The 10,499-nt window shown below is 46.0% G+C and carries 9 protein-coding genes; 2 read left to right on the top strand and 7 right to left on the bottom strand.

Annotated elements, in window-relative coordinates; translation table 11 throughout:
• Positions 1 to 74: 74 nt before the first annotated feature.
• The 7 genes from dusB to A3735_RS17705 all read right to left on the bottom strand — a co-directional run bounded on the left by dusB (position 75) and on the right by A3735_RS17705 (position 7,403).
• On the bottom strand, positions 75 to 1,025 hold the full coding sequence (gene dusB / locus A3735_RS17735) for a tRNA dihydrouridine synthase DusB (RefSeq protein WP_068512219.1): 951 nt from the start codon (positions 1,023 to 1,025) through the stop codon (positions 75 to 77).
• A gap of 202 nt (positions 1,026 to 1,227) precedes the next feature.
• On the bottom strand, positions 1,228 to 2,364 hold the full coding sequence (locus tag A3735_RS17730) for a DUF3426 domain-containing protein (protein WP_068512182.1): 1,137 nt from the start codon (positions 2,362 to 2,364) through the stop codon (positions 1,228 to 1,230).
• Between the two features lie 36 nt (positions 2,365 to 2,400).
• The gene (prmA, locus tag A3735_RS17725; RefSeq protein WP_068554032.1) at positions 2,401 to 3,309 is read right to left on the bottom strand and encodes a 50S ribosomal protein L11 methyltransferase; all 909 of its coding nucleotides are present in this window, start codon (positions 3,307 to 3,309) and stop codon (positions 2,401 to 2,403) included.
• A gap of 47 nt (positions 3,310 to 3,356) precedes the next feature.
• Positions 3,357 to 4,694, bottom strand: coding sequence for an acetyl-CoA carboxylase biotin carboxylase subunit (gene accC / locus A3735_RS17720; RefSeq protein ID WP_068512188.1), 1,338 nt, complete (start codon positions 4,692 to 4,694; stop codon positions 3,357 to 3,359).
• 18 nt (positions 4,695 to 4,712) lie between these two features.
• Positions 4,713 to 5,159 (bottom strand): acetyl-CoA carboxylase biotin carboxyl carrier protein, encoded by a 447-nt coding sequence (gene accB, locus A3735_RS17715; protein WP_068512191.1) that lies wholly within the window; start codon positions 5,157 to 5,159, stop codon positions 4,713 to 4,715.
• Positions 5,160 to 5,178: 19 nt separating this feature from the next.
• On the bottom strand, positions 5,179 to 5,613 hold the full coding sequence (gene aroQ, locus A3735_RS17710; protein WP_068508593.1) for a type II 3-dehydroquinate dehydratase: 435 nt from the start codon (positions 5,611 to 5,613) through the stop codon (positions 5,179 to 5,181).
• Positions 5,614 to 5,765: 152 nt separating this feature from the next.
• Positions 5,766 to 7,403, bottom strand: a complete 1,638-nt coding sequence (locus A3735_RS17705; protein WP_068512194.1) for a diguanylate cyclase — start codon at positions 7,401 to 7,403, stop codon at positions 5,766 to 5,768.
• A gap of 264 nt (positions 7,404 to 7,667) precedes the next feature.
• On the opposite strand from A3735_RS17705, the gene A3735_RS17700 reads away from it, so the two are divergent.
• Together A3735_RS17700 and A3735_RS17695 are read left to right on the top strand one after the other, a co-directional pair.
• Entirely contained in the window at positions 7,668 to 9,713 is a 2,046-nt protein-coding gene (locus A3735_RS17700; protein ID WP_068567618.1) for an EAL domain-containing protein, read from the top strand.
• 79 nt (positions 9,714 to 9,792) lie between these two features.
• Positions 9,793 to 10,499 (top strand): DUF2333 family protein (locus A3735_RS17695; protein ID WP_068638372.1); only part of this gene is annotated, 707 nt, incomplete at its 3' end.

Here is a 10,499-nt window from a genome sequence, read left to right as displayed (position 1 = left end):
GGCAGCGTTTTCAATTTGAGTTTGACTGGTGTAGGTTTGTTCTTCTTGTTTGTCTGCAGCAAGCGCTTCTATAGTCATGCGGCTATTTCCCCGTTATTGATTTGATTGTTGATTTGCTTTTCGAACTCCGTGCGCACAGCCTCAAGCTGAGCTTCCGGTGTTTCAATTTTATTAAAAAATTGTCTAAATTCTTGGTGATTCGGTCTTGCCTTCAGATACCAGCCGACGTGTTTGCGAGCGATGCGATGACCCATTTTCTCACCATAGAACTGATGTAGTTCTTCTAGGTGATGAAGGATGATATCGCGAACGGTGGCCAACGGTCTTTCTTCACGCTTGGTACCGTGCTTAAGGTAGTGGTTGATATCATCAAAAATCCAAGGGCAGCCTTGTGCAGCTCGACCTATTAGCAGACCGTCAACTCCTGTTTGCTTCAATACCTGTTCTGCTTTCTCGGGCGAATCAATATCGCCGTTAGCAAGAACGGGTATGCTTATCGCCTCTTTTACTTGAGCGATGGTGTCGTATTCAGCTTGTCCTTGGTAAGCGCAAGCTCGAGTTCGGCCGTGAATGGCGAGAGCTGCAATACCGCTTTGCTCTGCCATTTTAGCGATCGTTAATGCATTTCGAGAGTTTTTATCCCAGCCAGTGCGTATTTTTAGCGTCACCGGAATGTCGACAGCCCCAACCACTGCACTTAGGATTTCCTTTACCAGGTCTTCGTCTCTCATCAGTGCAGAGCCTGCTGCTTTGTTACAAACTTTCTTGGCCGGGCAGCCCATATTGATGTCTATGATCTGTGCGCCTCGCTCCTGATTAAGCTCTGCCGCTGTTGCTAGCATTTCTGGATCGCCGCCAGCAATTTGTACAGATATAGGGTCACTCTCACCGGTATGGTCGAGACGATGCATTGACTTGCGTGTTTTCCAAAAACTTGGGTCGGCGATTACCATTTCCGAAACAGCCATAGCTGCGCCGTTGTTCCGGCATAACTGTCGAAAAGGTCTGTCTGTCACGCCAGCCATGGGCGCTAAGATCAATCGATTATCTAATTGATAGGGGCCGATTTTGAGCAAGTCGTTTCTCTGTCAGGTTCAAGGGTGGCTAATTTTGGGGGGGCTAATCATACCCTCTGAGGCAAGGGTGTAAAAGCAAAAAAGGTGGCTTTTTTTGGTTATATTTTGCTCTTATTGGTTGACAATTGATCTATGTCTTGTTCCTTGGAGCTTAGGGTTGAGGGGAGAAAAACTTTAGAGAGTAGTTAACCGCTTCTTTTCCTGGGTCAACGATTTCGAGTGAAATATGAATTGGCTGCTGACTTGGCATTTCGTGCCAGCTGGCTAGATCGCCAGACAAATACTCTTTCGCTTGGAATAAGCGTTGGGCAACGATATTTTTGTTTATGTCTGAAAAATAAAGAGCTAAGTCGGGGAACGCTTGATTGAAAGCAGCTTCATTCACTATCACGGTGTCGATTATGAGGGACTTGCGTTGAGTGGGGTGACTTCTGACAACGAGGTTGTTGCTTTTAATTTTTTCGATATCTTCAAGCTTTGGCAATGTGCAAGATAAGTGTTCACATGCTAGCTCATATAACTCAGAAACTTTAGGGTACTTGGCGAGCTTTTCATAGTGAAACCATACCGCTTGCCCTAGCAGTATTACGATGAGCGATATATTAGCGAGAATGAATAATAAACTGACAAGCCAATGTCTATTATTGGGGCTATCCTGGTCGTATTGAAATTCAATTTTCTCATACGGAGAAGTCTCAGAGAAACCGCTCCCGGGCTCTCCGAAGGCTGATTCAGTCGATGTCTCAGCTTGTGTGACTGAGGCCTGCTCTATAGCTGAAGCGGAGAATGTTGGTTCTACCTTCTGTTTACCTTGTTCATCTTGAATATCTTCGAGGATTTCCTGAGTCCAGCTTTCGTCGATGATTTCTTCACTCTCTTCAGAAACAAAGGTATCGTCAAGTTTTTTAAAGCTGGTTGAGTAAGGGTCACTGTTGTCTGCGGAATCTAGTTCCAGGAAAGAGGTGCTAAACTCATCAGAGCCATCGGCGCTGCCTGAGTAGCCGGGTTCATGCAGATCTTCTTCAGGGTTATCGGCAAATAGCTTATCTTCAGACTCTAGTAGACTATCTTCCAGGTCGATAGCTGAACTTTGTTGGTCTTCGGAGGGTTCAGGAGAAGGCTTGTTTGCTGTTTGCTTCTCAGTATCGGACAAGCTATAGGCAATTGCATCGAAGATGTTCATGCAGGCGCCGCAGCGAACTCTGCCGTTGGCAGCACTTAATTGTTCTTCAGAGACTTTAAACGAAGCCTTACAGTGCGGGCATTGTGTCAGTCGCTGATTGCTCATCGTGTGTGTTTTTCCTGAATTATTATAAGGCTATTATCAGTCTTTTTTTGTGCCGGTCAAGCATACCCAGCCATCCTCTAGCTGAGGTTTATCCATTTCAAACCATTCTTCATAGTCGTGAACTAGCGCAGCTGCCTGATGCTCAAGAATTCCAGATAGAATTAATTTTCCTTTAGGTTTAACTAAAGCGGCAATATTGCTACGTAAGTCATGCAGTGGTTGAGCAAGAATATTAGCCAGAACCAGGTCTACTTGGTCTTTAGGGCTATCTTCTGGAAGATAGACCGGGAACTGCTGAGCTTCGACCTCGTTTCTCTTGGCATTGTCTTGGGTAGCCAGCAAAGCTTGAGGGTCGTTGTCGATTCCAACCACCGATTTGGCGCCGAGTAATAATGCGGCCAAGCCCAGTATTCCGGAACCACAGCCAAAATCTACGACAGTTTTGTTGTTTAGGCCGTCATCGTTTAGCGCATAAGCATCTAGCCATTTTAAGCAAAGTGCAGTTGTGGGGTGTGTGCCAGTGCCGAAAGCCAGGCCAGGGTCGAGCATCAGGTTGACAGCGTTTGGCTCAGGAATGTCATGCCAGCTTGGGCATATCCATAAGCGGCGACCAAACTGAATGGGTTTGAAGTTATCAATCCATTTACGCGTCCAGTCTTCGTTTTCCAATATTTCAAAACGCAATTCAGGGAAGGTCTGATCTGAAAGATTGGTGAAGACACTTTCAGTGATGGCTCTAATAGCTTTTTGGTCCTCATCGGCAGAAAACAGCCCGGTGACGATCGTTTCTTCCCAAAGCGGCGTTGTGCCCCGTTCGGGCTCTAGCACTGGCTGGTCTTGAGCATCTTCGAGAGTCACTGCGCTGGCTCCCGCCGCGAGCAAGCCTTCTTCGAGAGCTTCTGCGATGGCGGGAGATATATTGGCTTTAACTTGGATCCAGTTCATAAGTCAGTGACTTCCTGATAGTCGGGAATGAAATACATTAGATGAAACTAAAGGATATTCTTTTCCAGATGATGGATATTAAATTCGAGCTCTCGAAATCCGCTATCGGAAAGTAGCTTGCGGTGAAGGTCAATATTTGTGTCAATTCCGTCTACGACTAGCTCGTCAAGTGCGTTTGTCATACGGTTCATCGCCGCATTACGGTTTTCGCTATGACAAATGATTTTGGCAACTAAAGAGTCGTAAAATGGAGGTACACGATAGCCGCTATATAAATGCGAATCGACACGGACTCCCATGCCACCGGGCGCGTGAAACTGTTTAACTAAGCCGGGGCTCGGTGCAAAGGTTTGAGCATTTTCAGCGTTAATGCGGCACTCTATCGCATGGCCTTCAAGATTTACTTCAGCTTGAGAGACTGAAAGTGGTAGGCCGCTAGCAATTCTAATTTGCTCTTTAACGATATTAATGCCTGTTATCATTTCTGTTACAGGGTGCTCTACCTGTACTCGGGTATTCATTTCGATAAAATAGAAACTGTCATCCTGGTATAAGAACTCAAATGTTCCTGCTCCGCGATAGCCGATATCTTTGCAGGCTTTTACGCAGGCGGCAAACGTGGCTTGTCGGGCTTCCTCGTTAATATTTGGTGCAGGGGCTTCTTCGATAACTTTTTGGTGTCTTCGTTGCAGTGAACAGTCACGGTCACCTAAGTGAATGACATTGCCATGGTTATCTGCAAGTACCTGGATTTCGACATGCCGGGGTGTGTCGAGAAATTTTTCAAGGTAAACGGTGTCATCGCCAAAAGCGGCTTTGGCTTCAGACTGTGTTAGCTGAATCGAGGTGAGTAGTTCAGCTTCGTCGTTAACAACTCTCATACCCCGGCCGCCACCACCTGAGGCTGCTTTGATAATAACCGGGTAGCCAATTTTGCGTGCAATAGCTTTGGTTCGATCTTGATTATTTGTGATCGGGCCGTCGGAGCCAGGAACCGTCGGTACGCCGGCTTTTGTCATGGCTTTGATGGCTGAAACTTTATTCCCCATTAAGCGAATGACACTGGCAGGGGGGCCAATGAAGGTAAAGCCGCTCTTTTCGACTTGTTCTGCGAAGTCAGCATTTTCAGCAAGAAAACCGTAGCCAGGATGAATGCCAACAGCATTGGTCACTTCAGCGGCGCTGATTATTGCAGGTATATTGAGGTAGCTCTCGACAGGGCTGTTATTACCAATACAAACTGACTCGTCTGCCAAGCGAACGTGCATAAGGTCTCTATCAACCTTGGAGTGTACGGCGACCGAAGGAATACCGATCTCTTTGCAGGCGCGTAGAATTCGTAAGGCTATTTCGCCACGATTAGCGATTAGAACTTTTTTTAACATCAGTGTTACCTGCGAGCCTTATGCAATTGTAAATAGTATCTGATCGAACTCGATAGGTTCTCCGTCACTGACTTCTATCGACTGAATAACGCCGCTTCGGTCTGCCTCGATTTGGTTCATCATTTTCATTGCTTCAATGATGCACAAGACATCGCCAGCCTTAACGCTTTGTCCAACTTCAACAAATGGGGCGGAGTCAGGTGAGGGCGCCTTGTAGAAGGTGCCGACCATAGGGGCATTGATTGTCTGGTCACTAGAGGTGCTCGCCGGTGCCGGACTTGCAGTGGATGTTTCTGTGATAGGTGCTGAAGCAGACGTTACGGGTGCTGGGGCCGCTGCTGGTGCGGCGACAACATGCTTGCGACGGTTGATGCGGATGGACTCTTCGCCTTCCTTAATCTCTAGTTCTTCTACATCTGACTCGGTGATTAATTCGATCAGCTTTTTGATTTTTCGAATATCCATAACAATTCCTGTATTAGGTTTATAGCGCCTGCAGGGCTTTGCTGAGCGCAGCATCGTAACCTAAGCTGCCCAGCCCGCAGATGACGCCTAATGCGACATCAGAGAAATAAGAATGATGGCGAAATGTTTCTCTAGCATGAACATTTGATAAATGTACTTCGATAAAAGGAATATCAATCGCTAGTAGAGCATCTCGGATTGCTACGCTCGTATGCGTAAATGCCGCAGGGTTAATAATTATAAACTGAGTATCATCTTGCTTAGCTTGATGTATGCGCTCGATAAGTTCGTGTTCAGCATTGCTTTGCAACGTGTTGAGCGCGATATTGTTATTCTTGGCGCAGGCTTTTAAGCGAGAGTTGATATCATTGAGAGTTTCTGAGCCGTAAATTTCGGGTTCGCGGGTGCCTAAAAGGTTTAGGTTTGGGCCATGAAGTACCAGTATGCTAGCCATAATCAGACGATGCTCGTAAAAACATGTGAAAGAGAAAGTTAATTCTAAGTGCCGTGAGAAATGTCTACAAGTGTAGTTTCTTTTTATGACACTTTATCTACAATATAGTGGCTAGTTTGCCCATATATTGCGTTATTTACAAGCAGGTTTTCTTACAGTTCTGTATTGTAGCAACGGACATTATTTCGTCCATTTCTCTTTGCTTCGTATAGGGCATGATCAGCCTTTTCACATAAGGATTGAGCGTTTTCGTGGTCAGCTAATGCAATGCCGCAACTAAAGGTGACATTGAATGTGCCGGTTCCGGCGGGCTGTGGTAATTCTGCAAAGCGTTCACGTATTTCGTTAAGAATAGTTTTAGCATCGCGTTCAGAAGTATTTGGCAGTACGATGGCAAACTCTTCGCCACCATAGCGACCGATGTGGTCTGTTTTACGTAGCCGCTGTTTAAGGAAAAGAGAAAGGCTTTTCAGTACGCGGTCGCCAATAGGGTGGCCGTAGTTATCATTAATCTTTTTGAAGTAGTCGATATCGAGCATTGCGAAACAGACAGGTAGTTCGCTTTCCGCTGCTTTAGCAACTTCAATTTCTAGCAAATGTAGAGTATGGGTATGATTGTAAAGCCCGGTCAGGCTATCGCGAATCATTAGTGCCAAAAGGGATCGAGCTCTTCGGCCTCGGTTTCGCAGCGTGGCGATGAGGTGTTTCGGGTCGATAGGTTTCGTTAGAAAGTCATCGCCTCCAAGACTCATCGCGTGTAGCTGTTTGTTGACGTCATCTTCTGCAGAGAGGTAAATGATAGGTACGCTGTGAAACTTGTCTTGCTGGCGTATCACTCGGGCTAGCTCCATACCGGTACAGCCTGGCATGTACATATCCATGATAATTATCTCAGGCTGGAAATCCGCCAAGGCTACCAGGATATCCATCGGCTCGGTAATGATGTGAGGAATCATGCCGGCTTTGTGCAATATATTCTCAATGTACTTTGCTTGTGCTTTAGAGTCATCGACTACCAGAATACGGTATGGGTCCTGAATGTTGGCGTGCGTATATTGCTCAAATTTTTCTATTAGCTGGCCAGGGTCGATGGCTCGATAAAAAAACTCTTCGCCGCCTGTGCGCGATGCTTTTAGCCGGGTCTGAATGTCGTCAGTGCTCTCGCTAACATAAATAACTGGAATAGTTGTCTCGTGAGACTCCTGGATTACTTGAACGGCATCGATGCCAGCAAGCTTATGCCCGCCAAAATCTACATCGGCTACGATGGTCTCTGGCTTATCCTGCTTAGCTGCGTGAACAAAATCATCAACATCACTGAAGTTGATTGAACGAAAACCAAAGAACTCCAGCTGATTAATAATGCGGTTAGCGTACTCGGTGTTGTTTAGCGCGAGGTAAATCGGAGTGCGTAAAAAAGTACGTGGATTCGAGTGCGAGGTGTCGCTTCGCCCCCCTCCGGTATCACTCTTTCGCAAAGTGCACTCATTCAGCTCCTGAATAAAGGACTCAATTTTTTGTTGGCTGTCTAACGAAAGCGGGGCTTCAGGGTTAACATTGCTCAGTAGCTGGTTAATTTTTCGTGCCGAAGTCTCCTGGCGAGACATCTCAAAGCGGGTTGCAAAACGCTCTAGTTTTTCACTCGCATCATTTAAATCTTGAGTGCGATCCAGGTCTTCCCAAGAGGAGAGTTTGCACTTTTGATAGACATCTAATACAACTCTGGCTTGCGTCGTAACTCGTTTTGCAAACAGTTGTTTAAGTTTCTCTCGTTGGTTGTCCTGAGCCATTCCTTGATCCTAATGGAAGAATTCTTTTTGTAAACGCGAATCGTCTCTACATAATTTAGCATAATCCCCTGAATATGGAGGTTTTTATCGTCAAAAAATGTCAGGATGTGTAAGTTGATCTATTGTTATATGGAAGCAATGCCTACAGGCTGGCCATTATGATTTCTGTGGTGAAAGAGGTCGGGTCGTTTTTATACTTGGGCTTTGCTAATAAAAAGACACCAATGAAGATACTGATGGAGATAAAGTAAGTGAGGCCTAATCATGAGGCATAGTCATAGCCTGACAAATCAGGGTCCTAGCTTACAAAGGACACTATTTGCTTATATTAGCATTATGTTGCTGTTGTTGTTGGTTGGAAGCTTTACGCTGAATATCACCACCATGCGTGACTATTTGCAGAATCAATTGCAGTCCCATGCACAGGATGCTGCTACTTCTTTGGGCTTGTCATTATCGACGAGTATAGATGCTCAAGATCGCGTGGCGGCAGCGCGAATTGTTGACACGATATTCGACAGTGGTGACTACAGAAAAATTGTTTTTTTTGACTTGAACGGTGCCGCCATTGTCGTGCGCGCTAACTCTTTAACTGTTGATACTGTCCCTGACTGGTTTGTCTCTCTGCTTGATCTAAAGGCCCCTGCCAAAAGTGCAGAAGTTGTAGCTGGTTGGAAACAGTTGGGCACGATTGTGGTAGAGAGTCATCCTGGTTACGCCTACCTTGAATTGTGGAAAGTGATTCGTTCTGAGTCAATTTGGTTTCTAAGTATTTTGGTGCTCGGCTTATTTGCAGCGCGTTGGCTATTAGCTGGTGTGTTAAAGCCTTTAAAACAGCTTCAGTTTCATGCACAGGAAATGAGTCATCGCCATTTTGATTTTAGGGCTCCTCATCCTGTATTCCGAGAGCTTGCAGGCGTTGCCGATGCGATGAATGATATGGCCAGGCAGCTTGGCGGGGTGTTTGAAGAGCAATTAAATTTGATCGAGGACCTGCGTCAGGCATCTTTTGTTGACACACTTACCGGCCTAAGTAACCGTGAAGGTTTTGATGGGCGTTTAAAGACAGAGCTGGATTCACAGCAGCACACAGCAAAAGGAAGTCTGGTCTTAGTGCAACTTAACGACTTTGGTGCAGTTAACGAGTCATTGGGGCGAGATCGAGGCGATGCTCTGTTGACGAGTGTTGCGCAGATACTGCAAAAATATGAACAGCGTCATCAGAATGCGTTTGCTGCGAGGCGAAGTGGTGCCGATTTTAGTGTGTTTATGCCGAGTGTTATGGATGATGAAATTGATGTCCTGGTGCCAAAAATGATATCAGAAATTTGTTCACTCTCTGATATCAAGCACTTGTTGCGCGATGATAGCGTGCATATCGGTGCGGCTTGCGTAAAGGCTGATGATACTGCTCGCACTTTGTTGTCTAAAGCTGATTTAGCCTTACGCCAAGCACAGTCAGATGGTATTTCCGGCTGGCGGCGTTATGCGCATATTCAGTCGGCAGAAGAGAGTATGCGAGAGGTGCATCAGGCAAATGAGTGGCGAAATATTTTGCAAGAGGTATTGCTGAGTCGAGATGTGAAGCTTCATACTCAAACAGTTTATGATGGTGAAGGAAAGGTTATGTATCAGCAGGTCCTTTCTCGAATTGAAGTAGAAGGCGAGCTGACTGTCGCTGGGACCTTCCTGCCGATGGCTGAGCGATTCGGATTGATGGTGCCCTTTGATCAGTTGGTTGTCGAGAAGGTGGTAGAGAGCCTGGCAGATCCAGAATTTTTGATGCAGCGAACTCACAATGAGTTGGCGCAAGGTGAAGCTGATAATCACCGATACTGTATTACCTTGTCTGAAGCTGCCTTGATAGATGAGCGCTTCTTGTCCTGGTTTGATCAGCAGCTTGTTCAGAACCCCAGCTTGGCGGAAATGCTAATTGTCGAAGTTCCAGAACATATCGTGAGTTATAATGAAAATGCCTTGGTCGTTTTGAGCAATATGGCAAAAGAGCATGGCTTTAGTCTATCGGTCGAGCGCTTTGGTGTAAGCTCGGTGCCATTTTCGTATTTACAGCGAGTGGATATTCACTACATCAAAGTTGACCATAGCTTTATTCGCAACGTTCAGGGCAGTCAATCAAATCAGTTCTTCCTGCGATCAGCGATCCAGATTGCACATGGTCAGGGAATTAATGTGATTGCTGTGGGTGTCGAGTCAGAAGACGAGTGGCAGGCTTTAAAAGAGCTGGGGATTGATGGCGCAATGGGGTACCATTTGAAACGGCCACAAGCAAATGAAGTATTTGCTTCATAGCAAGTGTTTGCAATTGATAGTAGGGGATTACAGTTCTCCCAAGTCATTGAGAATTTATACACGTTAGCAGGTTATTAATGTGAAAGAAGGTTTGTCTGATTTTATAAGACATAGAAAAGAAGATTTCCAAGACTACTTGGGGGGCGGAATGTTGGCTAAAGCTATTGGTGGTGCTTTGGGTGTCTATTTACTTTTGTCTGTTATTCTAGGTTTTTGGTGGAGTTCTGAGCCGGAAATTACCGATGTTGTTCAGTACTCTCATGAACAGGCCGAGTTGATGCAGCACCAGCCGGTTCCTGGCTTTGCGACAACAGCAACGATGATCTATTTGATGGAAACGCTGATGGATAAGTCGGGAGGCTACATTAGCAATGATATTTTTCCGCCTGGTTTATGGCTGGATAATATTACTAATTGGGAATATGGCGTGCTGGTTCAGGTTCGTGATTTGGCCAGGGTCTTTCGTAAGGAGTTGAGCCGGTCTCAAAGCCAGTCGGTTGAAGATAAGGACTTAACGATTGCAGAGCCCCAGTTTCATTTCGATAACAGTAGTTGGGCACTTCCGGCCAGTGAGTCGGAATATCGTCGTGGCGTGAAGGCAGCGCGTAGTTACCTAGCGCGTCTCTCTGACCCTCAACAACCGGACGCTCAGTTCTATGCGCGAGCAGATAATTTAAGAAGTTGGCTATCTGAAGTCGAGAATCGTTTAGGGAGTTTGTCGCGCCGTTTGAGTGAAAGTGTTGGTCGCCAGCAGCTTGACTTGGGTTTGGCGGGCGATGCAAGCGC

The organism is Oleiphilus sp. HI0061 (assembly GCF_001635675.1).
This window is presented reverse-complemented; position numbering and strand designations above follow the sequence as displayed.